This is a genomic window from Streptomyces sp. NBC_01190 (assembly GCF_045039895.1).
Classification (GTDB): domain Bacteria; phylum Actinomycetota; class Actinomycetes; order Streptomycetales; family Streptomycetaceae; genus Actinacidiphila.
Window position 1 is genome coordinate 7,293,128 of sequence record NZ_CP108580.1, and the last position, 24,579, is coordinate 7,317,706.

General features: G+C 72.0%; 18 protein-coding genes and 1 pseudogene. 10 read left to right on the forward strand and 9 right to left on the reverse strand.

Translation table 11 applies throughout. The annotated features are described in order from the left end of the window. Positions 1-4,029, forward strand: a complete 4,029-nt coding sequence (locus OG519_RS30715; protein WP_405590756.1) for a WD40 repeat domain-containing protein — start codon at positions 1-3, stop codon at positions 4,027-4,029. A 127-nt stretch (positions 4,030-4,156) separates the two neighbouring features. Here OG519_RS30715 and OG519_RS30720 read toward each other — a convergent pair whose 3' ends face one another. The 4 genes and pseudogenes from OG519_RS30720 to OG519_RS30735 all read right to left on the reverse strand — a co-directional run bounded on the left by OG519_RS30720 (position 4,157) and on the right by OG519_RS30735 (position 6,377). After that, positions 4,157-4,618: a hypothetical protein gene (locus OG519_RS30720; protein ID WP_405590759.1), complete on the reverse strand. Its 462-nt coding sequence runs from the start codon at positions 4,616-4,618 to the stop codon at positions 4,157-4,159. Positions 4,619-4,720: 102 nt separating this feature from the next. Next, complete coding sequence (locus OG519_RS30725) at positions 4,721-5,692, reverse strand: hypothetical protein (RefSeq protein ID WP_405590762.1); 972 nt, start codon at positions 5,690-5,692, stop codon at positions 4,721-4,723. Between the two features lie 171 nt (positions 5,693-5,863). Continuing rightward, a pseudogene (locus OG519_RS30730) lies at positions 5,864-5,986 on the reverse strand (SAM-dependent methyltransferase); the annotation flags it as partial. Between the two features lie 31 nt (positions 5,987-6,017). Further along, the gene (locus OG519_RS30735; RefSeq protein WP_405590765.1) at positions 6,018-6,377 is read right to left on the reverse strand and encodes a hypothetical protein; all 360 of its coding nucleotides are present in this window, start codon (positions 6,375-6,377) and stop codon (positions 6,018-6,020) included. 727 nt (positions 6,378-7,104) lie between these two features. Between OG519_RS30735 and OG519_RS30740 the strand changes: the two genes are divergently transcribed. The 4 genes from OG519_RS30740 (at position 7,105) to OG519_RS30755 (ending at position 12,995) form a co-directional block, all read left to right on the forward strand. Then, positions 7,105-8,085 carry an ABC transporter permease gene (locus OG519_RS30740; protein ID WP_405590768.1) on the forward strand — a complete coding sequence of 327 codons (981 nt, stop codon included), beginning with the start codon at positions 7,105-7,107 and terminating at the stop codon, positions 8,083-8,085. A 54-nt stretch (positions 8,086-8,139) separates the two neighbouring features. Beyond that, complete coding sequence (locus tag OG519_RS30745; protein ID WP_405590770.1) at positions 8,140-9,105, forward strand: ABC transporter permease; 966 nt, start codon at positions 8,140-8,142, stop codon at positions 9,103-9,105. Next, entirely contained in the window at positions 9,102-11,180 is a 2,079-nt protein-coding gene (locus OG519_RS30750) for a dipeptide ABC transporter ATP-binding protein (protein WP_405590772.1), read from the forward strand. The genes OG519_RS30745 and OG519_RS30750 overlap by 4 nt, the downstream gene beginning before the upstream one ends. Positions 11,181-11,297: 117 nt before the next feature. Then, the gene (locus OG519_RS30755) at positions 11,298-12,995 is read left to right on the forward strand and encodes an ABC transporter family substrate-binding protein (protein ID WP_405590774.1); all 1,698 of its coding nucleotides are present in this window, start codon (positions 11,298-11,300) and stop codon (positions 12,993-12,995) included. A gap of 171 nt (positions 12,996-13,166) precedes the next feature. Here the strand turns inward: OG519_RS30755 and OG519_RS30760 are convergent, their stop codons facing one another. The 3 genes from OG519_RS30760 to OG519_RS30770 form a co-directional block, all read right to left on the reverse strand. Further along, positions 13,167-14,228: an ABC transporter substrate-binding protein gene (locus OG519_RS30760; RefSeq protein ID WP_405590776.1), complete on the reverse strand. Its 1,062-nt coding sequence runs from the start codon at positions 14,226-14,228 to the stop codon at positions 13,167-13,169. A gap of 237 nt (positions 14,229-14,465) precedes the next feature. Beyond that, a complete protein-coding gene (locus tag OG519_RS30765) occupies positions 14,466-15,371 on the reverse strand; it encodes an ABC transporter permease (RefSeq protein ID WP_405590778.1) in 906 nt (301 codons plus the stop codon). A gap of 28 nt (positions 15,372-15,399) precedes the next feature. Then, on the reverse strand, positions 15,400-16,227 hold the full coding sequence (locus OG519_RS30770) for an ABC transporter ATP-binding protein (protein ID WP_405590781.1): 828 nt from the start codon (positions 16,225-16,227) through the stop codon (positions 15,400-15,402). Positions 16,228-16,512: 285 nt separating this feature from the next. Between OG519_RS30770 and OG519_RS30775 the strand changes: the two genes are divergently transcribed. The 5 genes from OG519_RS30775 (at position 16,513) to OG519_RS30795 (ending at position 22,695) form a co-directional block, all read left to right on the forward strand. Then, positions 16,513-17,766 carry a transposase domain-containing protein gene (locus OG519_RS30775; RefSeq protein ID WP_405590784.1) on the forward strand — a complete coding sequence of 418 codons (1,254 nt, stop codon included), beginning with the start codon at positions 16,513-16,515 and terminating at the stop codon, positions 17,764-17,766. Between the two features lie 285 nt (positions 17,767-18,051). Next, positions 18,052-20,928 (forward strand): nitrate- and nitrite sensing domain-containing protein, encoded by a 2,877-nt coding sequence (locus OG519_RS30780; protein WP_405590787.1) that lies wholly within the window; start codon positions 18,052-18,054, stop codon positions 20,926-20,928. 90 nt (positions 20,929-21,018) lie between these two features. Beyond that, positions 21,019-21,441, forward strand: coding sequence for a roadblock/LC7 domain-containing protein (locus OG519_RS30785; RefSeq protein ID WP_405590789.1), 423 nt, complete (start codon positions 21,019-21,021; stop codon positions 21,439-21,441). A gap of 49 nt (positions 21,442-21,490) precedes the next feature. Then, positions 21,491-21,847, forward strand: a complete 357-nt coding sequence (locus OG519_RS30790; RefSeq protein WP_405590792.1) for a DUF742 domain-containing protein — start codon at positions 21,491-21,493, stop codon at positions 21,845-21,847. A gap of 80 nt (positions 21,848-21,927) precedes the next feature. Continuing rightward, the gene (locus OG519_RS30795; RefSeq protein ID WP_405590795.1) at positions 21,928-22,695 is read left to right on the forward strand and encodes a class I SAM-dependent methyltransferase; all 768 of its coding nucleotides are present in this window, start codon (positions 21,928-21,930) and stop codon (positions 22,693-22,695) included. A gap of 60 nt (positions 22,696-22,755) precedes the next feature. Here the strand turns inward: OG519_RS30795 and OG519_RS30800 are convergent, their stop codons facing one another. Then, positions 22,756-23,547 (reverse strand): ABC transporter permease, encoded by a 792-nt coding sequence (locus tag OG519_RS30800; RefSeq protein WP_405590798.1) that lies wholly within the window; start codon positions 23,545-23,547, stop codon positions 22,756-22,758. Further along, positions 23,544-24,503, reverse strand: coding sequence for an ATP-binding cassette domain-containing protein (locus tag OG519_RS30805; RefSeq protein ID WP_405590801.1), 960 nt, complete (start codon positions 24,501-24,503; stop codon positions 23,544-23,546). Before OG519_RS30805 ends, OG519_RS30800 begins: the two co-directional genes overlap by 4 nt. Between the last annotated feature and the right edge of the window lie 76 nt (positions 24,504-24,579).

The window sequence follows — 24,579 nt, forward strand, 5'->3', positions numbered from 1 at the left end:
GTGCCGAGGAAGGAACGGCCGCTCGACGCGGGGGACAGCGGGCTGCTGAAGCTGGCGGCGGACCTTCGGCGGTTGCGCCGCGAGGCGGGCAGCCCGACGTACCGGGAACTGGCCAGGCGTACGCACTACGCGGCGGCGACGCTGTCGTCGGCCGCGGGAGGCCGGGTGCTGCCGACGCTGACCGTGACCCTGGCGTACGTGCGTGGCTGCCAGGGCGACGCGGGCTACTGGGAGAACCGCTGGCGGGCCGTCGCGGCCGAACTGGCCGAAGAGGAGGCGGCAGCCGCGGAACGAACGGCCGGCGAGCGCCAGGAGATCGCCCCCTACGCCGGGCTGGCCGCCTTCGGCGCCGACGACGCCGAGCGGTTCTTCGGCCGGGAACGGCTGGTCGCGGCGCTGGCCCGGCGGCTGGCGCAGGCTCGGCTGGTGACGGTGGTCGGGGCGTCGGGCGCCGGGAAGTCCTCGCTGCTGCACGCGGGGCTGGTGCCCCTTTGGCGGACCGAGCGCCCCGGGGACCGAGTGGTCATGGTCACCCCGGGCCCGCATCCGCTGGAGAGCTGCCTGGCCCAACTGGCGCCGCCCGGGGCGTTGCCCGAGGAGGGGCTCGACCCGCCGGCCGATGCCTCCCGCCGCCCGGTCCACGACCGGTGGGCCGACCGCCGAAGCCTCGACCTCGCCGTGCGGCGGCTGCTCGCCACCGCCCCCGAAGCCGCGGAACTCCTCCTGGTCGTGGACCAGTTCGAAGAGGTCTTCACGCTGTGCCGGCCGGAAGCGGACCGCACGCGGTTCATCGACGCCCTGCTCGGCGCGGCCCAGGCGGCGGGCAGCCGCTGCCGCGTCGTGGTGGGCGTGCGCGCGGACTTCTACGCGCACTGCGCGGCCCACCCCGGCCTCGCCGCCGTCCTGGCGGACGCCCAGATGGTGGTCGGACCGATGACCACCGAGGAACTCCGGCGCGCGGTGACCCTCCCCGCGATACGGGCCGGCTGCGCCGTCGAGGGCGCGCTGCTGGCCGACCTGATGACCCAGGCGGGCGGGCAGGTGGCGATACTGCCGCTGGTGTCGCACGCCTTGCTGGAGACCTGGCGGCGCAGACGCGGCAACACCCTGACGCTGTCCGGTTTCCAGGCGGTGGGCGGCCTGGACGGCGGCCTCACCCGGACCGCCGAGGCGGTGTACGACACGTTGGACGCCGACCAGCGGTCCACGGCCCGCCAGGTGATGCTCCGGCTGACCGCCCTCGGCGAGGGGACCGAGGACACCAAGCGGCGGATCCGGCGGGAGGAGCTGTGTCCGCGGGACGCGGGTGGCGCGGCCGGCGTGGCTGGCGCGGACGTCGCGGCCGGCGCGGGCGGCGCGGGCGGCCGGTCGGGCCCGGCCGGTCCGCCAGGACCTGAGTGCCGGGCGGGCTCCGAACAGTCGCCGGGCACCGGCCGCCCCGAGAACCGGGCGACAGCCGTCACCGTCGTCCTGGAGCGCTTCGCCCGCGCCCGGCTGCTCACCCTGGACCGGGACACCCTGGAAATCACCCACGAGGCGCTGATCCGCTGCTGGCCCCGGCTGCGCGGCTGGCTCACCGAGGACCGCGACGCGATGCGGGTGCACCGCCGCCTCACCGAGGCCACCGCCGCCTGGGAGGCCGTCCAGCGGGACCCCGGCGCCCTCTACCGGGGGGTACGGCTGGACCAGGCCGTCGAGTGGGAAGCGCGGACCGGCGCCGGCTCGCTGACCGCCCCGGAGCGGGACTTCCTCGGCGCCAGCCGCGCGACCCGGGACGCCGAACTGGCCGCGGCGGCCCGCGGCGCCCGGCGGCTGCGGAGACTCGCCCTGCTGCTCGCGGCCCTGCTGGCAGGCACCGCGGCGGCCACCGGGGTCGCCGTGCACGCGCAGCGGCAGGCCACCCGTCAGCGGGACATCGCCGTCTCCCAGCGCGCCGCGCAGGACTCGGCGGCGCTCCGGCAGACCGATCCGGCCCGCTCGGTCCAACTGGCCCTGGCCGCCTACCGGCTGCGACCCACCACCGAGGATCGCGGCGCCGTCCTCAGCTCCTTCGCCACCGCCTACGCGACGCAGGTGACGGGCACGGAAACGGTCGAGGCCGTCGCCTACAGCCCCGACGGACGGCTCACGGCCGCGGCGGGCGACGACCGCGCCGTCCACCTGATCGACGCCGCGGACCCGCACCGCCCCCGCCGGACCGCGATCCTCACCGGGCACACCGCGCCGGTACGGGCGCTCGCCTTCAGCCCCGACGGACGGCTCCTCGCCTCCGGCGGCGCGGACGGCGCGCTGTACCTGTGGAGGCCGTCCGGCACCTCGCGCCCCGCCGCGCGCGCCCTCGCGACAGCGGGCGGATCCGGGTCCGCGCCGGCGTCACCTCCCGCCCTGCTGGCGCTCGCCTACAGTCCGGACGGCGGGACACTCGCCGCGGCCGCCGCGGACGGCACCGTCCGGCGGTGGAGCACGGCGGGTGGGCGCCTCACGCCGCTGGCCTCGCTGTTCGCCGGGCCGGGGGAGCTGCGGTCCGTGGCGTACGCACCAGACGGCCGCACCCTGGCGGCGGCGGGGCCGGGCGGCACCGCGCTGTGGCAGGTGCGGACCGGGCGGCGCACGGCCCGGCTGCCGGGCGCCGACGCGGTGGCCTACGCGCCCGGCGGGGCCGGCTTCGCCACGGCCGGTGACGATCACGTTGTGCGGCTGTGGAGCCTGGCCGCCGACGGACGGCCGCGTCCGCCGACCGTCCTCACCGGCCACACCGACACCGTGAACGCCCTGGCCTACAGCGCCGACGGCCGCACCCTGGCCAGCGGCGGGGTCGACGCGACGGTCCGGCTGTGGGATGTCGCCGACCCGCGCCACGGCCGCGCCCTCACCGTCCTGGCCGGCCACACCGGCTACGTCTCCGCACTCGCCTTCGCCCCGGACGGGCGTGCCCTGGCCTCCGCCAGCAGCGACCGCACGGTGCGGCTGTGGGACCTGCCCGTCCCGGCGCTCGCCGGCCACTCAAGTTCGCTCTACGCCGTCGGCTTCTCGCCCGACGGGCGCACCCTGGCCACCGGCAGTTACGACGCGACCATCCGGCTGTGGACCGTCGCCGACCCCCTGCGCCCCGTACCGGGTCCGGTCCTCACCGGCCACACCGCGGCCGTCAACGCCGTCGTCTTCGCGCCCGGCGGCCGTACGCTCGTCAGCGCCGCGCTCGACCACACCATCCGGATCTGGGACGTGGCGGACCCCGGCCGTCCGCACCCGCTGAGCCGGACCACCGGCGGGACGGACGCGGTCAACGCGCTGGCCTTCGCGCCCGGCGGCCGCGTCCTCGCCAGCGGCGGGGCCGACCGGACGGTGCGGCTGTGGGCGGTGTCCGGCAACCGGCTGCGCCCGCTCGCGACACGGCGCGCGCACGGCGACCAGGTCGGCTCGGTCGCCTTCAGCCCGGACGGGCGCGTCCTGGCGAGCGCGAGCCGGGACCGTACGGTGCGGCTGTGGGACACCTCCCGCGGCAGGCTCGACCCGCTGGCCGTACTGACGGGACATCAGGACGCGGTGAAGGCCGTGGCGTTCGCCCCGGACGGCCGGGTGCTGGCGACGGCCTCGGACGACCGCACCGTGCGGTTGTGGGAGATCCGCCCGGACCGGCGCGGCGCCGTCGCCCGATCGGTGGCCGTGCTGGAGGGGCACACCGACGCGGTGAAGGCGCTCGCCTTCAGCCGCGACGGCCGGACCCTCGCCTCGGGCGGCGCCGACCGCGGCATCCGGCTGTGGGACGTCGCGGACCCCCGGCGCCCGGCGCTGAGCGCGGTGCTCACCGGGCACGGCAAGCCGGTCGACGCGCTCGGCTTCGCCCCGGACGGCCACTTCCTGGCCAGCGGCAGCGAGGACTGGACCGCGCTGCTGTGGGAGACCGACCCGCGCCGGGTGGCGGAACGCATCTGCCGCACGGCCGGCTCGGCGGGGCTGTCCGCGGCGGACCGGCAGCGCTATCTGACCGGCCTGCGCTATCCGCGACCGTGCCCGGCGGGTCGTTGAGGTGGGCGGGCCCCGCCGGTGTGATGCGTCCCGGCGGGGCCCGCCCCCTGTCATCCGCTCGGCCGCCCGCCCCGTGCCGGCCGGCCGGCGGCGCCTGCCGCCGCGCGGCTGACGTGGTGAGGGGTTGTCAGCCCTGGCTGCAGTAGTCGACCCAGCGGTGTGAGGAGATGTTGTTGTCGATCGACTGGCCGAAGCCGCCGAGCCCCGCGCCGTAGGTGAACTTCCACTGGCCCGAGGGGAGGTTGTTCCAGGAGTCGCCCCGGCTGATGCACGCGTGCGCGCCGGTGGCGTTGAGCCCCCAGTACAGGTCGACGGCGTCGAGGGTCACCGCGTAGCCGTTGTTCCAGATGTCCGAGGCGGCGTTGCGGCACGGTCCCCAGTTGTCGGAGTTGCCGCCCCAGAAGCAGGGCGTTCCGCCGCCGCCGGGCAGCGTCCAGGCGTGCAGCAGCCCGTCGGCGGCCTGCGCCGAGCGCGGGGCGGCCCGCCCGGAGCCGGCCGCCGTCGACTGTGCCGAGGCGGTCGTCGGCAGCATCACCAGCGCGAGGCTCGCCGTGGCGGCGGCGGTGGTGAGGAAGTGCTTGAGCGTCATGGGATTCTCCCTGTCCGACGGCTGGCGCCGTCCGTGGTGCTGCGGCCGTGTCGGCCGTCCCGTGGCGGGGATCGCCACGGAAGTCTGTGAGCGGCCCGGCGGTCAGCCGCGGGCGATCAGCGCCCGGGCCCGGGGCAGGGCGGCCTCGCTCAGCCGGGCGACGTCGGAGTACGTCCGCGGGTAGCGGCGGCGCAGCCGGGCGCCGTAGGAGCGGTCGAGGGACGCGGAGACCGCGGACAGGCCGGTGGACCGCGCGCAGGTCGCCTCGGCCACCGCGACGCGGATCTCCCGCGCGCGGCTCGCGGCCGGACCCGGGCCGGTGGCGGTTCCCGGGCTCCGCTCGGGCTCGGTGGCGCCGGTTCCGGGCCTCCGCTCGGGCTCGGTGGCGGCGGCCCGGCTCTGCTGGGGGTCGGCATAGGGCAGACCGGCGGCCTTCATACAGCCCGCCCAGCGGGCCCGCGCGCTGAGGAAGCGCGGGTCCCGCTGGACCATCGCCACCCGCTCACCGGTGAGTTCGGCGGTGACGCGGGTGGCCCGGAACCACGCCGGCAGGTCCCCGTAGAGCTTCCGCTCGGCCTCGGCCGTGCAGCCCTCGTCACTGTGGCTGACGCGCACGCCGCCCGGCAGGTCGGCGGTGAGCCCGGTGGGACGGGGGCCGTTCAGCGCCGCGATCAGGACGGTCCTGCGGTCCGGGGGCAAGGAGAGCAGATAGCGCTGGTTCGGATCGGCGGCGGCGTCGCGCCGGGCCCGGGCCAGCAGATCGCTGCCATAGCCGTGAGCCGTCGCCCAGGCGATGTCGTCGACGGCGTACGGGAACTCGCGGTGCGCCGAGTCCGGTGCGGGCGGCACCACCCAGAACCGGAAGCCGCGCCCTTGCATGCAGTCGCGTTCCAGCAGCCGTTCGGCCAGATCGAGGGTCCGCGTCCGGGTCAGGGACCGGGTGTCCAGCGGCTGGTGCGGCGGCGCGGTGGGACCGCCGGCGGGTCCCGCACACCCGGAGAGCAGCGCCGCGCCCGCGGCGGCACCGAGCGCCGCCGCGACTGCCCGCACTCCACCGCAGACCGTCCGCCCCATGGGCCGTCCTCCTCTGGATCCGCCTCGCTGTCGAAGCTCCTGAGGAGTTGTCTAACCCGTCGGCGTTGTTCGGCGTCGGACGCCCGCGGCCACACAAACAAAGCCCGGACAACGCGCTCGGTTCCGCCGCGGCTCCCGCTCCTCGGGCGCGCCGCCCGGCAGGCGGACGACCTATCGCAACCGCGCCCAGTCGGCGAGGCGGCGGTCCAGGGTGAGGCCGGCGAGGCGGGCCATCAGGTCGAACTCGGCCGGCCAGGCTTACCGGTGGCGGGAGTTGGCCCGGCGGTAGGGGCCGGCGGCGTCGCCGGCCACGTCAACCGTTCGGTCAGGTGGCGTAGCTGCACCCCTTCCCGACCAGCCAGCCCTTGTCCACCGTGACCGTGGGGCAGGTGGCCACGGCGTTGACGAAGTAGTAGTGCAGCGGCGGTCTGACGAACAGCGCCGTGACGTTCAACTTGGCCACGGTGATGACGTAGGGGGCGCCGCTGTCCGTGAAGGCGCAGCCGGTCAGCTCGGCGGAGAAGTCGCCGCTGAGCGCGCCCCTGACCGGGCTGGTGGTGTAGCCCTCGGCGCACGAGGCGGTCGTGCTCGCCTGCGCGTCGGGAACACCGGCGACCAGGGCGGTGCAGAAGGCCGCAGCCGTCACCGTGACGGCCAGGGCGCGCCGGGGAATGCGGGGGATCACAGGGCCTCCAGGAGAGTTCGGTGCGCGGAAGCGCCAAGTCTCCCGCGCCGCCACCGCCGAGCGGAAGGCGGAACTCGGCCTGGGGTGTGCGGCCGCCGCCGTTCGCTGTCACCCACCGTTCGGCGTGGCGGCATTCCTCGCTCGTTGATCCCGGGGTGGATGGCGTCGAAGCGCGGTCCCGCGCGGCAGCCGAGCGGTGAATCCGTGTGTCAAGAAGGATCAATACCGTAAAGAGATCGAGCGCCACGCTTCACTTTTTGGCGGCCTGCGCATACCGGACCCCGAGCCCTGCGCCCCGGAACGCCGCCGTCCCCGGACCACGACGGCGGGCGACCGCGCGTTGTCCCGCCCATGGCCCCGGACCTCCAGGTCCTTGCCGATCCGGCGAGCTGCACGAGCCCGCGCCTGACGGCGCATTATGCGACATCCGTCGCCAACCGCGCCAAGCGGATCTTCATCGTGAAATAGCCAACTCCGCCTATTGGTTGGCCGGTTTTCGACCCGGAAGATAAAGGATCGATTACGACGAGCCGCCGTTTATTGACGCTCCTTAATTCGGTTGCGAAGATCCCACTCACCGTGCAAGGGGTACGAACCTCGCCCGCCCAAGGCCGCGGTGACAGGTATGCCCCGAAGCGTTTCGGCCATCCGACAACGATGCCCAGCCGGTCGACACGTAACACAGAATTTTCTTCTATGCCTTGAACCGAGAGAGAGCGTGTGGTCTGTGGGCCAATATCTGCTGCGCCGAATGGTCAACTATCTGGTGCTGGCCCTCATAGCAGCCTCCCTCACCTACGCTCTCGCGGCGGTCAGCCTCGACCCGAGGGCCAACTTCGCCGGTCGTAACCCCCCGGTGGCCGCGGCCTCGGTGACACGTACCCTCGACGAGTACAACCTGAACCCCGACACCCCGCTCGTGGTGCGTTTCGGGCACTGGGCCGACGGAGTGGCCCACGGCGACCTCGGACGGACCGTCACCGGCGCCCGGGTCAACGACGAGTTCGCCCGGCGGGTGGGAGTGAGTACCCGGCTGCTGCTGATCGCCACGATCCTGGGCTCCATCGGCGGCGTGCTGGTCGGTGCCTGGGGGGCCATCAGGCAGTACCGGGCCTCGGACCGGATCGCCACCCTGGGCTCGTTCTTCGTACTGGCCATGCCGGTCTTCGTGATCGCCGTGACCTTCAAGCTCTGGGCGATCCGCATCAACAGCGCGGTGGGACACAAGGTCATCGAGTACACCGGCGAGTACGACCCGGGGGTGTCGGGGACCGGGGACATCCTGCTCAGCCGACTCCAGCACCTGCTGCTGCCGAGCCTGACCCTGATCGTCATCCAGATCGCGCTCTACAGCCGCTATCAGCGCAGCACCATGCTTGACGTGCTGGGCAGCGACTTCCTGCGCACCGCCCGGGCCAAGGGCCTGTCCCGGCGGGCGGCACTGATGAAGCACGGGCTGCGCACCGCCGTCCTGCCGGTGGTCCCGCTGCTGGTCTACAACGTCGTCCTGCTCTTCACCGGCGCCACCTTCACCGAGAAGATCTTCGGCTGGCACGGCATGGGCGAGTGGCTGGTCGACTCGATCAGCACCAACGACGTCAACTCGGTCGCCGCCGTCGGCATGTTCACCGCGGTGGTGGTCCTGGTCGCGGGTCTCCTCTCCGATCTGCTCTACGCGGCGCTCGATCCCCGCGTACGGGTGCGCTGACCATCAGCGCACCCAGCCGCAGCCCCGACCCCGCGTCTCCAGGAGCCCCCACCCATGGCTGTCCAGCCCCCCCTGATCGAGCCCGCCACGCTCACCGCACCGCCGGCCCGGCGCCGGCGAGGCGGCCGCGCCCGGCTCACCGCCGTCCGCTTCGCCCGCAACCGCCTGGCGCTGTTCGGGCTCTGCGTGATCGTCCTGCTCTTCGTCCTGGCCTACGGCTCCCCGCTGTTCTACAAGTGGGGCTACACCGAACTCGACTTCACCGCGTTCCAGAAGCCGCCCTCGGCGAGCCACTGGTTCGGCACCGACCAGACCGGCTCCGACCTGTTCGCGCTGACCATGCGCGGGATGCAGAAGTCACTGGTCATCGGCATCCTGACCGGCCTCATCTGCACGGTCGTCGCCGCCGCGATCGGGGCCAGCGCCGGCTACTTCGGCGGCTGGACCGACCGCTCCCTTATGTGGGTGGTCGACCTGCTGCTCGTCATGCCCAGCTTCCTGATCATCGCCGTGCTCTCGCCCCTGTTCCAGGGCACCACCTGGCTGGTCTTCGTGGTTCTGCTGGCGGCCTTCAGCTGGATGATCACCGGCCGGGTGGTGCGCAGCATGACGCTCACCTTGAAGGACCGGGAGTTCGTCAAGGCCGCCAAGTACATGGGCGTCCCGGCGCCGGTCATCATCTTCCGGCACATCCTGCCGTCGATGGCCTCGATGCTGATCATCGACGGGACGATCCAGGTCGGTGCGGCGATCATCGGCGAGACCAGCCTGTCCTACTTCGGTTTCGGTGTGCAGCCACCCGACGTCTCCCTCGGCACGGTGATCGCCACCGGCACTCCCGCGGCGCCCTCCTTCCCCTGGCTGTTCTACTTCCCGGCCGGCTGCCTGGTGCTGGTCTGCCTGTCCATCGCCTTCATCGGCGACGGTCTGCGCGACGCCCTCGACCCCACCTCGAGCCGCGCCAAGGCCCGTGCCCCGCGCAAGTCCAAGAACCCGTCCCAGGAAGGACGCACGTCGTGACCGACATCCCCGCCTTGGAGGTCACCGACCTCCATGTCTCCTTCCCGAGCGAGGCCGGGCCGGTCGGAGCCGTGCGCGGCGTCTCCTTCTCGGTGCGGCGGGGCGAAGTGCTCGGCATCGTCGGCGAGTCGGGCTCCGGCAAGTCCGTCTCCTCGCTCGCGGTCCTCGGGCTGCTGCCGGAGACCGCGGCGGTCAAGGGCTCGGTGAAGCTGCACGGCCGCGAGCTGCTCGGGCTGCACGACCGGGAGATGACGAAGATCCGCGGCAAGGACATCGCGATGGTCTTCCAGGACCCGCTGTCCGCGCTGACCCCGGTCTACTCCGTCGGCGACCAGATCATCGAGGCCCTGCGCATCCACCAGGACCTGGACAAGGCCGCCGCCCGCACCCGCGCGGTCGAACTGCTCGACCTGGTCGGCATCCCCGACCCGAACCGCCGCGCCGACGCCTTTCCGCACGAGTTCTCCGGCGGCATGCGCCAGCGGGCGATGATCGCGATGGCGATAGCCAACGACCCCGAGGTGATCATCGCCGACGAGCCGACCACCGCCCTGGACGTCACCATCCAGGCGCAGATCCTGGACGTGCTGAAGAAGGCCCAGGAGGTCACCGGCGCCGCGATTGTGATGATCACCCACGACCTGGGCGTGGTGGCCGGCTTCGCCGACCGGGTCCAGGTGATGTACGCGGGCCGCCCGGTGGAGGTCGGCCCGGTGGACGACGTCTACTACGCGCCCCGCATGCCGTACACCATCGGTCTGCTCGCCTCGATCCCGCGGCTGGACGACGGCCGGCGGCACGCCCTCACCCCGATCGACGGCAACCCGCCCTCGCTGGTCGACCTGCCGCCCGGCTGTCCGTTCGCCGCGCGCTGCCCGGTGGCGATCGACCTGTGCCTGCGCGTCGAGCCGGAGCTGACGGTACGGGAGGGCGGCACCCACCCCACCGCCTGCCACCGCGGCCACGAACTGGAGGACGGCGGCCCCCTCGATCCGGCCACCGTCTATCCCGTACCCGAGCTGCCCCCGGCCCCCGCCGCGGACGTGCCCCGCGACCTGCGCAAGCCCGTGCTGGAGGTGCGCGATCTGGTCAAGCACTTCCCGCTGACGCACGGCGCCATCATCAAGCGCCGGGTCGGCGACGTGCGGGCTGTCGACGGCATCACCTTCGACATCCGGGAGGGTGAGACCCTCGGTCTGGTCGGCGAGTCCGGCTGTGGCAAGACCACCACCCTGCTGGAGATCCTCGACCTGTCCGCCGGCCGGCCCGGCACGGTCACGATCTTCGGCAAAGACGTCCAGGGCCTGAAGGGCGCCGACCGCAAGGCCCTGCGCCGTGACCTCCAGGTCGTCTTCCAGGACCCGATGGCGGCCCTCGACCCGCGCATGCCGGTCGGCGACATCCTCGCCGAGCCGCTGACCACCCACGGCTGGTCCCGTGACCGCGTCGCCGCCCGCGTGCCGGAGCTGCTCTCCCAGGTCGGCCTCGACCCCGACCACGCGGACCGCTATCCCGCCGAGTTCTCCGGCGGCCAGCGACAGCGCATCAGCATCGCCCGGGCGCTGGCCCTCGAACCCAAGCTGATCGTCCTGGACGAGCCGGTCTCCGCGCTGGACGTCTCGATCCAGGCCGGTGTGCTCAACCTGCTGGACGGGCTCAAGTCCCAGATGGGGCTCAGCTACCTCTTCGTGGCCCACGACCTGTCCGTCGTACGGCACATCGCCGACCGGATCGCCGTGATGTACCTGGGCCGGATCGTCGAGATCGGCACCGCCGAGGCCGTCTTCGGCGCTCCCTCGCACCCGTACACCCAGGCCCTGTTGTCGGCGGTGCCGCTGCCCGACCCCCGCAAGGAGCGCGGGCGTGGCCGGGTGCTGCTCACCGGCGACCTGCCCAGTCCCACCGACGTGCCCACCGGCTGCCGCTTCCGCAACAGGTGCCCGAAGTTCGCCGCGATCGACGAGCCCCAGCGCGACCGGTGCCGCGACGAGGACCCTTCGTCCCTCGCCCTGGGGGGAGACCACAGCGCGGCCTGCCACTACCCCGCCGCCACTGACCCGCTGATGCGTCGGTAGCCGGCCCACAGGTCAACAAGGCTCCGTCGCCATCCATCCGCAAGATCTCGTGGCGACGCCGTCGGGCGACCGGACCACTGACCCCTCGTTGTCCTACCAGAAAGAGGAGACAAGCCCGTGAAGAGAACACGTATGTCCGTCGCGGTGGTGGCGCTGGCCACGGCCGGCACGCTGGCCCTGACCGCGTGCGGCGGCGGGGACGGGAAGAGCGACGCCGGGCCGAAGAAGAACTCGGTGCCCAAGTCGAGCGTGAACGACATCAGCGCCACCGACCGTGGCCAGCTCAAGCAGGGCGGCACCCTGAACTGGCCGCTCGGCGAGATCGCCGAGAACTTCAACTACAACGAGATCGACGGCACGCTCGCCGACGGCCTGGACGTCGAGCGCGCGCTGATGCCGATCACGATGCTGTCGGACGCGGCGGGCACGGTGAGCCCCAACCCGGACTACCTGACCTCGGCGACGGCCGACGACAGCTCCGGCAAGCAGGTCGTCACCTACGAGATCAACCCCAAGGCCAAGTGGTCCGACGGCACCCCGATGTCCTGGAAGGACTTCGAGGCGAGCTGGAAGGCGATGAACGGCAAGGACAAGAAGTACAAGATCTCCTCCAGCACCGGCTACGAACTGATCGCGAGCGTCGCGAAGGGCAAGACCGACCAGGAGGCCGTGGTCACCTTCTCCAGCCCGTTCGGTGACTGGAAGAGCCTGTTCAGCCCGCTCTACCCGGCCTCCGTCATCGGTACCCCCGACGGCTTCAACTCCGGTTACCTGGGCAAGATCCCGGTCACCGCGGGCCCCTTCACCTTCCAGGGCATCGACAAGACCGCCAAGACCATCACCGTCGTCCGCAACGCGGACTGGTGGGGCAGCAAGGCCGTCCTGGACAAGATCATCTACCGGGCACTCGACTCCGACGCCACGGCCGGCGCCTTCGCCAACGGTGAGGTCGACTTCTTCAACGTCGGCCCCGACTCGGCCGCGTACAAGCAGGCCAAGGAGGTCAAGGGCGCGGACATCCGCAAGGCGGCCGGCCCCAACTACCGCCACATCACCTTCAATGGCACGCACGGCGCCCTCCAGGACGTGAAGGTCCGGCAGGCCATCATGTCCGCTCTGAACCGGCAGGCCATCGCCGAGTCCGACCTGCAAGGTCTTGACTGGGACCCGACGCCCCTGAACAACCACTTCTTCGTGACCAACCAGAAGGGTTACAAGGACAACTCCGCCGGCGTCGGCACCTTCGACCAGGCCAAGGCCAAGAGCCTGCTGGACGCGGCGGGCTGGAAGCAGAGCGGCGCATTCCGTACCAAGGCCGGCAAGACCCTGGAGCTGAACTTCGTCATCCCGGCGAACGTCAGCACCTCCGCCAACGAGGGCAAGCTGATGCAGCCCATGCTCAAGGCGGTCGGCATCAAGCTGAACATCAAGTCGGTGCCGCTGCAGGAGTTCTTCGACAAGTACGTCAACACCGGCAACTTCGACCTGACGGCGTTCTCCTGGCTCGGCACCGCCTTCCCGGTGTCCTCGACCAAGTCGATCTACGCCAAGCCGGTGGGCGACAACATCCAGCAGAACTACACGGGTGTGGGCAGCGCCGAGCTCGACACGGCCATGAACAAGGCCGCGGCCGACACCGACCCGGCCCAGGCCATCGCCGACGCCAACGCCGCCGACGTGCTGATCTGGCAGGAGGCCAACGTACTGACCCTCTACCAGCGCCCCGACATCTACGCGGTCAAGAGCAATCTGGTCAACATCGGAGCCGCCGGCTTCCAGGACCTGCGCTACGAGAACATCGGTTTCACCAAGTAACACGTACGTCGACGTCAAAGGTCCGCCCAGACCCGCGTCGCCCCGTCCCGCTCCGACCGGAGCGGGGCGGCGGTCGGCCGAACGGCGAAGGGCCCCCGGGCGGCGGGATCGCCGGCCGGGGGCCCTTCGGGCGCAGGGGGTAGGGGGCAGGTCAGGCCAGGTCGGATCAGGTCAGGAGGCGGAGGTCTCCTGGGCCGCCTTCTGGACGTACGCGTCGGTGTAGGTCTTGGCCAGGTCGATCGAGTGGCCCTTGATGGCCGGATCGACCGCGGTCAGCACCCGCAGCACGGTCTGCGGGGCGTCGGCCGGCATCTGGCCGGTCGGGTTGTACATGCCGGTCTCGTTGGCCAGCGCCTGGATGTACTGGGCCTTGCCGCTGCCGGAGTAGAAGTCGGCCGGTACGTGCTCGGTGATCTCCGCGGCCGAGTGCGACTCCATCCACTGCAGCGTCTGGTACATCGCGTTGACCATCTTCTGCGTGGTGTCCTGGTGGCTCTGCGCCCACGACGTCCGGACGGTCAGGGCGGTGCCCGGGTACGGGCCGCCGAGCGCGGCCTTGGTGCCGGCCGCCGTGCGCATGTCCGCGACGATCGTCCCCAGGTGCTTCTTGAGCAGCGTCGAGATCGTCGGCTCCGTGGTGACACCGGCGTCGACCCGGTTGTGCTGGAAGGCCGCCACGAAGGTGGCGCCGGCGGCCACCGCCACCAGGTGGGTCTCGGCTATCGGGATGTTGCTGTGGACCGCCAGGTACGAGCCGATGGTGGCACTGGCGGAGCCGAGGGAGGTGACACCGACGGACTTGCCGCGCAGGTCAGCGGGCGACTTGAGCGACGGCTCGCTCGTCCGCGTCATCTCGACCATGCCGGGCGCCTGCAAAAGCTGGACGACCGCCTCGGTGTCCTTGCCCTTGGCCTGTAGATCGAGGTTGTGGTCGTAGAACCCGACCATGCCCTGGGCGTCGCCCTTGAGCAGGGCCGCGGAGACCTGCGGGCTGCCCTGGAGGTTGGCGATCTTGACGTTCAGGCCCTGCTTCGTGAAGAAGCCCAGCCGTTGGGCCAGGATCAGCGGGAGGTAGCTCTGGTTCGCCTGGTTCGACAGGGCGATCGTCACCGGCGTCAGCGCCCCCGCGCTCGCCACATCGGTGCTTTTGCCGGAACTGTCGTCCGAGCAGGCCGTCAGGCCCGCCGCAAGGACGGCGGTCGCGGCCGCGAGAACGATCTTCTTCTGCCACATGTGCGTTGTCTTCTCCTCGGGAGCGGGGTGGGTCGCGCGCCGTCTCAGGCCGGGCCGCGGGCCGCGTGTGACTGCGGGGCGGGTGACCGTCGGGGGGATGGCGGGGACATCGGGAATGGCCGGAATGGCTTTGATGGCGGTATGCCGGAGATCGCGGGGGCCGGACCGGGCACGGCGCCGGCCGCACCGGTCGCGCGGATCACGGTGCTATCGGCGGACACCGCGCCGGTCACGCGGTCACGCCTCCGCCCCGGACCGCCGCGGGCGCGGCTGCCAGCGCAGCAGGCGCCGCTCCAGCAGCGAGATCAGCCCCTCGGCCGCCAGCGCGAACGCGGCGGTGATGACCAGGCCCGCGAAGACCCCGTTGGGATCGAAGTTGGCCTGTGCCTGGAAGATGAGCAGCCCGAGGCCCTGCTGCGCCCCGAGCAGTTCGCCCACGATCGCGCCGGTGATGGCGAAGCCGAAGGCCACGTGCAGGCTGGTGGTGATCCAGCTCAGCGCGGACGGGACGACCACGTGCAGGGTCACCCGGGTGTTGCCCGCGCCGAGGATGCGGGCGTTGGCGAGGAGGTCGCGGTCCACCTCGCGGGCGCCCTGGAACGCGTTGAAGAACACGCCGAAGAAGACCAGGACGGCGGCCAGCGTGACCTTGGAGCCGATGCCGAGGCCGAACCAGATCGCGAACACCGAGCCGAGCAGGATCCGCGGGATCGAGTTCAGCGTCTTGATGTAGGGGGCGAAGACATCGGCGAGGAAGCGCAGTCGGCCCAGCACGATGCCCAGCACGACACCCAGAACGACTCCGATGCCGAAGCCCAGCAGCGTCTCCTGGAGCGTCACCCACACCTGGTCCCACAGCGGTCCCTGCGACGTGCCGTGGCGCACCCAGTCCCACAGCTTCGAGCAGACGCCCGACGGTTTGCCGGAGTAGAACGGGTCGATGACCCCCGTCGAGGCGGACAACTGCCACAGGCCGATGAACGTGGCGAGGACGGCGACCCGGACGACGTTGACCCACACCCGGCGCCGGGCCCCCTGCCGCCGGGCCCGCTCGGCCCGGGTCGTGCCGGCGTCGCTCGTGGCGGACGCGCCGCGCGGGAGGGTCCCGTCGGTCGCCAACCCGGGTGCGGTTTCGGTCTTCATGGGCTCATGCCTCTTCCGTACGGGCGGGTCAGACCACGGATTCGGGCGCCAGGGTCCCGGCTGTCACGGGCTCGGGCCGCGCGCCCGCACCGCGGGAGTAGGCGACCTCGACCTCGTCGCGCAGGGCCTGCCAGATCCGCTCGTGGAGTTTGACGAATGCGGGAGTGTGCCGGATCTCGCGCGGATCGCGCGGCCGGGGGAGATCGATCTGGAACTCCTCCTTCACGGTGGCAGGTCCGGCCGTCAGCACCACGACCTTGTCCGCGAGCGAGATCGCCTCCTCCAGGTCGTGGGTGACGAACACGACCGAGGGCCGGGTCAGATCCCACAGCGAGAGCAGCTCGTCGGACATGATCCGGCGGGTCTGCACGTCAAGCCCGGAGAAGGGCTCGTCCATCAGCAGCACCCGTGGCTCGGTGATCATCGTCTGGGCCAGCGCCACCCGCTTGCGCATCCCGCCGGAGAGCTGGTGCGGGTGGTAGCGCTCGAACCCGGCCAGGCCCACCCGGCGGATCCACTCGGCGGCGGCGGCGTGCGCCTGCCCGCGGGACGCGCCCCGGAAGCGCGGGCCGGCCGCCACGTTGGCGATGACGGTCTTCCACGGGAACACCGCGTCCCGCTGGAAGACGAACCCGACGTCCTTCCCGATGCCGTCCACCGGCCGCCCGCCGATCCGCACCTCGCCGCTGTCCGGCCGGTCCGTGCCGGCGATCAGCGACAGCGTGGTCGATTTCCCGCAGCCGGTGGGGCCCACCACCGCGGTGAACTCCCCGGCCCGGACGGAGAAATCGATGTCGCTCAGGACATCGTGATTTCCGCCGTGCGGGGTACTGAAGGACTTGCACACGCCGTTCATCGTGATAGGCGGTGTCGTCGGTTGCGGCGATGGTACCGGCCCATTGCCGTGCCCATTGCTGTGTCCGTGCTCGGATTTGCTTGCCACGCGAGTGAGGCTGCCAGAACCGGCCGTGAGACACCAACCTCCTCGGCGAAGGGCGCATTGACTTAAGCCCGGCGAGGGCCGCCGGCTCCTGCTCATTCGCCGACATACGTTGTCCGGAGAAATTCTGCCTAGTGCAGCTTTCTCCCGACTGATCGTGAGGTTAGACGCGGGGGGTTCTCCGGGGGTAGCTTCTGGCAAATGACGTTTCGCTATCCCGGCATACCGCTTGAAACGCATCTTTCCGACCGGCTCGCCCTGCGCATACTCGTGGAGACTTTCCGACCGGACCTCATAGACCAGCTCGTGGACAAAGCCGAGCGCCGGGAGCGCCGTCGGCGGCTGCTGCCCGCGCAGCTCATGATGTATTTCGTGCTCGCGATGTGGCTCTTCGGCGCCTCCTCCTACGAGGAGGTGCTCGCCAAGCTCACCGGCGGTCTGCCCGAGATGTTCCACGGCATCGGCGGGGTCGGCGACGTGGCCAGCGCGGCCGCCATCGCCCGCGCCCGGGTGCGGCTCGGCGTCGAACCCCTCAAGGCGCTCTGCGGCCATGTCGCCGACGCCGCGGGCCACGGAACCCAGCCGGACGGCGAGCGGGTCTTCGTCTACGAGAGCGTCGCGATGGAAGTGCCGGGCACACCGGCGAACCGGGCCGGCTACGGCGCCCCCCGCGACAACGACGACCCGCCCCCGCCGCGACAGCAGCACGAGAAGCATCACTCGCTCGACGTGTGGCTGTCCTCACTCACTGACTGCCGGCAGCGTGTCTCGGCGGTCTCGGCCATCACGCCCCGCCGGGAGGAGGGCGCCGAGCGCCTCCTCGCCGAGTGGCCGCACGACCTGCTCGACGGGCGGACGCTGGTGGTCGGCGACCAGGAGCCGATCCCCGCCGCGCTGTGGACGGCGCTGGCCGAGGCGGGCGCCGACCAGATCTGGCGGGTCGGCGGGCCCGGCCCGGTCCCGTACCCGCTGCCCGTGCGGCGCGCACTGCCCGACGGCTCGTACCTGTCGGAGCTGGCGCCGGGCACCCGGTCCGGCGGCGGCCACCACGGTCCCGAGGCCGCGGTCCGGGTGGTGCCGTACGGCGGCCCGCCCACCCCGGGAGGACCGGAGCCGCGCACCGCGCTGCTGGTCACCTCGGTCCTCGACAGCGCGGTGCCGGCCGAGGAGATCAGGGCCCGCTACGAGCGGGCGGCCGCGCGGAGCGGCGACGGCGTCGCCCACTTCACCGGGCAGATCACGGGGCCACGGGCATTATTACGGTCGAAAAGCCCTGAACTCGTCCAGCAGGAAATCTATGCGCTGATCTGCGCCTATCACGCCGTCGGGTACCTGGTATCCCCGCCGCCTCCGCTGGGGCGCATTTCGGCCGGTCCGGCCGGTCCGGCCGGTCCGGCCGGTCCGGCCGATCCGGCCGCCAGGTGGATCGAGTGGACGGCGGTGCGGCCGCGTTAAGTCAGCAGGGGAACCCTTTGCTCCGGCGGCCTCGCGTGTGCTGCAATAAAGTCCCGCGCCGAGGGCGTCGAAGCGAGCTGATACAAAGCGCCTGTGACCTGGTGTGCAGCGGTATGCGGCCGGCCTCGAATGCTTATCGCGGTGAACCGGACGATCAATCGCCGCCGCGCCATGCGGCGGCGTTATGAGGGTTAAGGGTTAGTGAATGGAAGAGCAGCGGTCTCGCGGAGCCGGCAATCCGTTGACATGCGGGGACCGCTTGAGGCGTCACGATGCGGCGACAGCGTGACGAGGGGGCGAAGGCGCGGTCCTGCTCCGGCACCGAAGCGGACCGCCCGGCTCGTCGGGCTCGCGTCCCGGCTGTGGACCAAACGCCGTCTCGGTGACTGGAGGCTGCGCAACCGGATGCTGCTCCTGGTCCTGGTCCCGCTGATCGCGATCATCCCGCTGGTCGGCGTGCGCGTGGTCTCCGCGGTCGGCAGTCTGCGCACCGCGGCCGGCATCCAGGGGCAGGCACGCCTCGCCGAACAGATATCCACGCTGGTCAGCGCGCTCGACGACGAACGCGACCGCACCGAGGTGGCCCTCACCGAGTCGGGCACCGCCAAGGACAGGCAACTGGCGGCGGCGCAACAGGCCACCGACGCGCAGGTGGCGGCGTTCAACGAGAACCTGGCCCGGCACCGGAGCAGCGTCGACGCGCTGCCCGCGGCGGTGCGCCAGCTCGGCGCACGCGCCGAGGCCCGGCTCGGCGACCTGGGCCCGCTGCGCGACTCGGCCCGAGGTCTGGCCCCCGGCGCCGGCACCCCCACCTTCGGCGCGTACAGCACGATCATCGGCGACCTGCTGGACTTCAGCGACCAGCTCGCCGTGGTCAGCTCCGACCACACGCTCGGCAGCCTGGTCGCCACGCTCGCCTCGATCGAGCAGATCGAGCAGCAGACGTCGAGCGAACGTGGCTTCATCGTCGACGTGCTGGACCGCGGGGACTTCACGCTGGAGCTGAAGGAGAACATCGAGCAGGCGCAGTTCGAGACGGCCAACGACGCACTCGCCAACAACGCGCCGACCTCGCTCCTCAACCTCTACCAGTCGAAGGTCAGCGGTGACAAAGTCGGCGCGGCCGACGGCACGGTCCAGGTGGTCGCCACCGCCGCGCAGGAGGACATCCCGCTCGGCAGCCTCGGGATCGGCAAGGCCACCGCGTTCAGCCAGCTCACCGACAAGCTCGCCGCCGTGCGCGTCGTCGAGCGGCAGGCGGCGGCGGACCTGAACGACCGCGCCACCCACCTGCTGTCGGCCGTGCGGACCCAGCTCTACGAGAACATCGCCATCATCGTCGCCGTGGTCGCGCTGTCCTTCCTCGGCGCACTGGTCCTGGCCAGGTCCGTGGTGCGTCCGCTGCGCCAACTGCGCGTGTCCGCGCTGGACGTCGCGGACAACCGGCTGCCTGACGCGGTCCGCCGGCTGCGCGACGTGGACGCCGCCGGGACGGACCAGCCGGTGCGGGTCGCGCCGATCGAGCTGCAGTCGCGGGACGAGGTCGGCCAGGTGGCGCGCGCCTTCGACCGGGTGCACTTCGAGGCGGTCCGGCTCGCCACCGAGCAGGCGAGGATGCGCAGCAACGTCAACGCGATCTTCACCAACCTGTCGCGGCGCAGTGAGAGTCTGGTGCTGCGGCAGCTCCAGCTCATCGACGACCTGGAGAACAGCGAGCAGGACCCCACCCAGTTGGCCAGCCTGTTCCAGCTCGACCACCTCGCCACCCGGATGCGCCGCAACAACGAGAATCTGCTGGTGCTGGCCGGCGAGGAGCAGAGCCGCCGCTGGAACCAGCCGGTGTCCCTGCTCGATCTGGTCCGCGCCGCGACCGCCGAGGTCGAGCAGTACGAGCGGGTGGTGCTCTACGAGCTGCCCGACGTGGCGGTGGCCGGCCATGCCGCGACCGACGTCGTGCACCTGGTGGCAGAGCTCGTCGAGAACGCCACCACCTACTCGGGTCCCGAGACGAAGGTGCTGGTGGGCGCCAACATGCTCGCCTCGGGCGAGGTGGTCCTGGACATCGCGGACGCGGGGATCGGCATCCGCCCCGAGGAGCTGGACCGGATCAACCGGCGGCTCGCCGAGCCGCCGCTGCTCGACGTCGCGACCTCCCGCCGTATGGGGCTGTTCGTCGTCGGCCGGCTGGCGGCCAAGTACGGCATCCTGGTACGGCTGACGAGCACGAGCCGGACCGGCCTCAACGCGCTCATCCGGATCCCGCTGACTTTGCTGGTGCCCACCAGCGAGCTGGCGGTGGACGCGGCGGCGGTGTTCGACCAGTCGGCGCTGCGGCCCGGTCCGTACGACACCGCCCAGATCACCGGGCAGCCGGGCGGCGGGGTCCCGGCGGGGCAGTCCGGCGATCCGCGGTTCGACGGTGTGTACGGCGCCGCGGGCGGGCCCGCGCCGGGCCGGCCGTACGACGAAGTGCCGACCGGGCGCCATTCCGGCCGGCCGGACGGCGGTTTCCCGTGGTTCCACGACCAGGAAGACCAGGAAGCGGACGGCAGCGGGTCCGGTCACGACTTCTCGTGGTTCACCCCGGAGGAGGAAGCGGAGGAGGCCGGGCCGATCGCGGACCCGGACGGGCACGGGACCGACCGGTTACCGATCTTCGACTCGATGAGTTCGGGTTGGCCCAGCGGCCAGGAACAGCAGCGGCCTCAGCCGCAGGCCCACCCTCATCCCCAGGGGCAGACCGGGCCGCGCGCCCAGCCCCAAGTCCCGCCCCGGCAGCAGGTCCAGGGACGGCCGCAGCCCCAACGTCAGCAGCCGCAGCCGCAGCCGCAGCCCCAGTTCCGTACCCCCGGCCCGTCGCCGAGGGGCGCCGGTCAGCCGTCGCCGTCGTGGGCCCGGCCCGGGCCCGAGGACGCCGGCGGCCCGGCGGCCGACGGCACGACCGCGCGGGGACTGCCCCGGCGGGTGCCGCTGCACAACCTCTCGGCCGAGGCGAGGCCGCACGGCGCGGCGCCGCAGCCGAACGCGGCGCCGGCCGGCCCGCGCCCGGCGAACCTGATGCGGGATCGGCTGTCGAACTTCCATCAGGGCGTCCGGCAGGGCAAAGACGGCACCGACCGTGATGGCCGTGGCCGGTCGCCCGGCGGATCGGGCCCGCTATGAGCGGGCTGCCGGCTCCCTCGCCCCCCTCGTTTCCCCGGTCCGCAGCGCCGTCGGACGACGTCCTCGGCAGCACAGGAAGCAGCCACCGTCATGAGCGATCTGAGCAACGAAGCGCAAAATCTGAACTGGCTCATCGCCAACTTCGTGAAGCAGGTGCCGGGAGTGGCACACGCGGTGGTCATCTCCTCCGACGGCGTCCAGCTCCTGGCCTCGGCGTCCCTGCCCAGGGACCGGGGCGAGCAGCTCGCCGCGATGGCCTCGGGTCTGGCGAGCCTGACGCAGGGCGCGGCCACGCTGTTCGAGGCCGGCGTGGTCAACCAGACCGTCGTCGACATGCAGAACGGGTTCCTCTTCCTGATGTCGATCAGCGACGGCTCCGTCCTGGTGGCGCTGGCCGCGCCCACCTGCGACATGAAGGTCGTCGGTTACGAGATGACCCTGCTCGTCGAGCGGACGGGCGACGTGCTCACGCCCGCGGTGCGCAGGGAACTTCAGCACGCGCTGGCCGACTGAGACCCGGCGCGATCGGCCGTCCGCGGCACACCCGGAAGGATGGGCGTTCGTGAGTGCAGACCGCAGGCGCGACTCGCCGTTCGTCCGTCCGTACGCCGTCACCCGCGGCCGCACGACCGCGCGGACCGATTTCGCGCTCGAGGCCCTGGTCGGCACCACCGCGCTGGCCTGGGAGAGCGGCGCGCGGTTCTTCCCGGAGCAGCAGGCGATCTGCCGGCTGTGCACGAACCTCACCTCGGTGGCCGAGATCTCCGCGCTGCTGAACATCCCGCTCGGCGTCACCCGCGTTCTGGTCAGCGACCTGGCCGAGAGCGGGTTCGTCAGCGTCCAGCAGCCGTCGCACGCCGGGGGCCGGCCGGACGTCACGCTGCTGGAGCGGGTGCTCACCGGGCTGCGCGGCCTCTGAACCCCGCGCCCGGCCGGCTCTCCCCCTGCCCTGTTTCCGGCCGCCCGACGGCCCGCCCGCCCGCCGACCTACGGAGTGCCATGCCCGAACTGCCCAGCCCCGCCGTTTCCTTCGGGGCCGCCGCGCAGGACTACGACCGCTACCGGATGGGTCCGCCGGAGCGGGTGCTCGACTGGCTGCTGCCCGCGGACTGCCCCTCCGTGCTGGACCTGGGCGCCGGCACCGGTCTGCTGACCCGACTGCTCGCCGAACGGGTCGGGGACCTGCTGGCGGTCGAACCCGACCCCCGGATGCGGCAGGTGCTGACCGGCGCCTGTCCGCGGGCGGCGGTGCTCGACGGGACCGCCGAGCGCATCCCGCTGCCGGACGCGCGGGTCGCCGCGGTCACGGTGTCCGCGGCGTGGCACTGGATGGACCCGGCCGCGGCGCTCCCGGAGATCGCCCGGGTGCTCACACCGGGCGGGACGCTCGGCATCCTCTACACCCGCCGGGACCGGCGGGTGGCCTGGCTGGACCGCCTGGACGCGTACGTCCACGAGGAGATGGGGAGCGACGACAGGATCGGGCACCTGATCCGGCGGATGTACGACCGGCCGTGGCTGCCGGCCGGCGTGCCGTTCACCCGGCCGGACGTGCACGCCGTCACCTGGACGGCCCCGCTGACCGTCGAGGAGGCCGTCGCCATGTTCGCCACCTACAGCGGCTTCATCGCGCTGCCGGAGAGTCGTAAGCGTGAACTCGCGGACGGCATCGAGGCGAAGGTCCGCGAGACGGCGGAGATACGGGACGGCCTGGTCATGATGCCCATGGTCTGCCACTGCTGGCGCACCCGGCTGACCGCCTCCTGATCCGCCGCCGCCCGAGGCCCCTCCGGCGCGACCGCCTGACGCTCGCCTCGTCCGTGGGGCTCACTTCGGGTCGCGCTTGAAGGAGCTGGTCGACCAGCGGTGGCCGAGGACCGTGAGGACCAGGCACCACGCGACCGCGAGCCAGCCGTTGTGGCCGATCGGTGAGCCGAGCAGCAGGCCCCGGAGGGTCTCGATGGCGGGCGTGAACGGCTGGTACTCGGCGATGGGCTGGAACCAGCCCGGCATCGCGTGGATCGGGGTGAACGCGCTGGAGATCAGCGGCAGCAGGATCAGCGGCATCGCGGTATTGCTGGCCGCCTCGGCGTTGGGGCTCGCCATGCCCATCCCGACCGCGATCCAGGTGAGCGCGAGGGAGAAGAGCGCCAGCAGACCGAACGCCGCCAGCCACTCCAGCGGCGAGGCGTCCGTGGCGCGGAAACCGATCGCCACCGCGACGACGCCGACCAGGACCACGCTGGCGACCGATTTCAGCACGCCGCCGACGACATGCCCGATGTGTACGGACCCGCGGTGGACGGCCATGACGCGGAAGCGGGCGATGATGCCCTCGGACATGTCAGTGGCGACGGACACCGCGGCCCCGATGACGGTGCTGCCGATGGTCAACATCAGGATGCCGGGCACGATGTAGGCGATGTAGTCGCCGCGGCCGGCGCCGCGGCCGGCGATGCCGGTGCTCATCACGTCGCCGAAGATGTAGACGAAGAGCAGGAGCAGCATGACCGGGGTGAGCAGCAGGTTCAGCGTCATGGAAGGGTAGCGGCGGGCGTGCAGGAGGTTGCGGCGCAGCATCGTGGCCGAGTCGCGGACGGCGAGGGGGAGGGTGCTCATCGGACCGCCTCCTGGCGCTGGTGGGGAGCGGGTACGTGGCCGCCGGTCAGGGCCATGAACACGTCGTCGAGGTCGGGGGTGTGCACGGTCAGCTCATCCGCCTCGATGCCGGCCGTGTCGAGCTGGTCGAGAAGGGTGCGCAGCGCCCGCTGACTTCCGTCACCGGGGACCCGCAGGGACAGCGCGTCGTTGTCGCGGTCGGCGGCGGACAGGGCGGCGGCGGCCGACCGGTAGACGGCGGGGTCGGTGAAGCGCAGCCGTACGTGCCCGCCCGGGACGAGCCGTTTCAGCTCGTCGGGGCTGCCCTCGGCGGCGATCCTGCCGTTGTCCAACACCGCGACACGGTCCGCCAGTTCGTCGGCCTCCGCCAGATACTGCGTGGTGAGGAAGACGGTGACGCCGCCGGTGACGAGTTCTCTGATGATGCCCCACATGGTGTGGCGGGAGCGGGGGTCGAGGCCGGTGGTCGGCTCGTCGAGGAAGATGATCCGCGGGCTGCCGACCAGCGTCATGGCGAGGTCGAGCCGGCGCTTCATGCCACCGGAGTAGCCGGCGGCCGGCTTCTTCGCGGCCTCCGACAGGTCGAAGCGCGCCAGCAGTTCGGCGGCGACGCGCCGGCCCTCGCGCTTGGGCAGGTGGTGCAGGTCCGCCATCAGGAGCATGTTCTCCTCGCCGGTGATCAGCCCGTCGACGGCCGAGAACTGCCCGGTGACGCCGATCGTGGCCCGTACGGCCCGCGGGTCGGTGGCGAGGTCGTGTCCGCCGACCCGCAGATCGCCGGCGTCGGCGCCGATGAGGGTGGAGAGGATCTTGACGGCGGTGGTCTTGCCGGCGCCGTTCGGGCCGAGCAGGGAGAAGACGGTTCCGGTCGGCACGGTGAGGTCGATGCCGTCGAGTACGGGCCTGTCGTCGTAGGACTTGCGCAGCCCGTACGCCGCGATGGCCAGGTCTGTCATGGGTGGGGTGCTCCTCCGGGAGGCGTGTCGGAAGCCGGGGGCGGCGATCGGCGCTGGTGCCCCGCGGTTCGTCGTT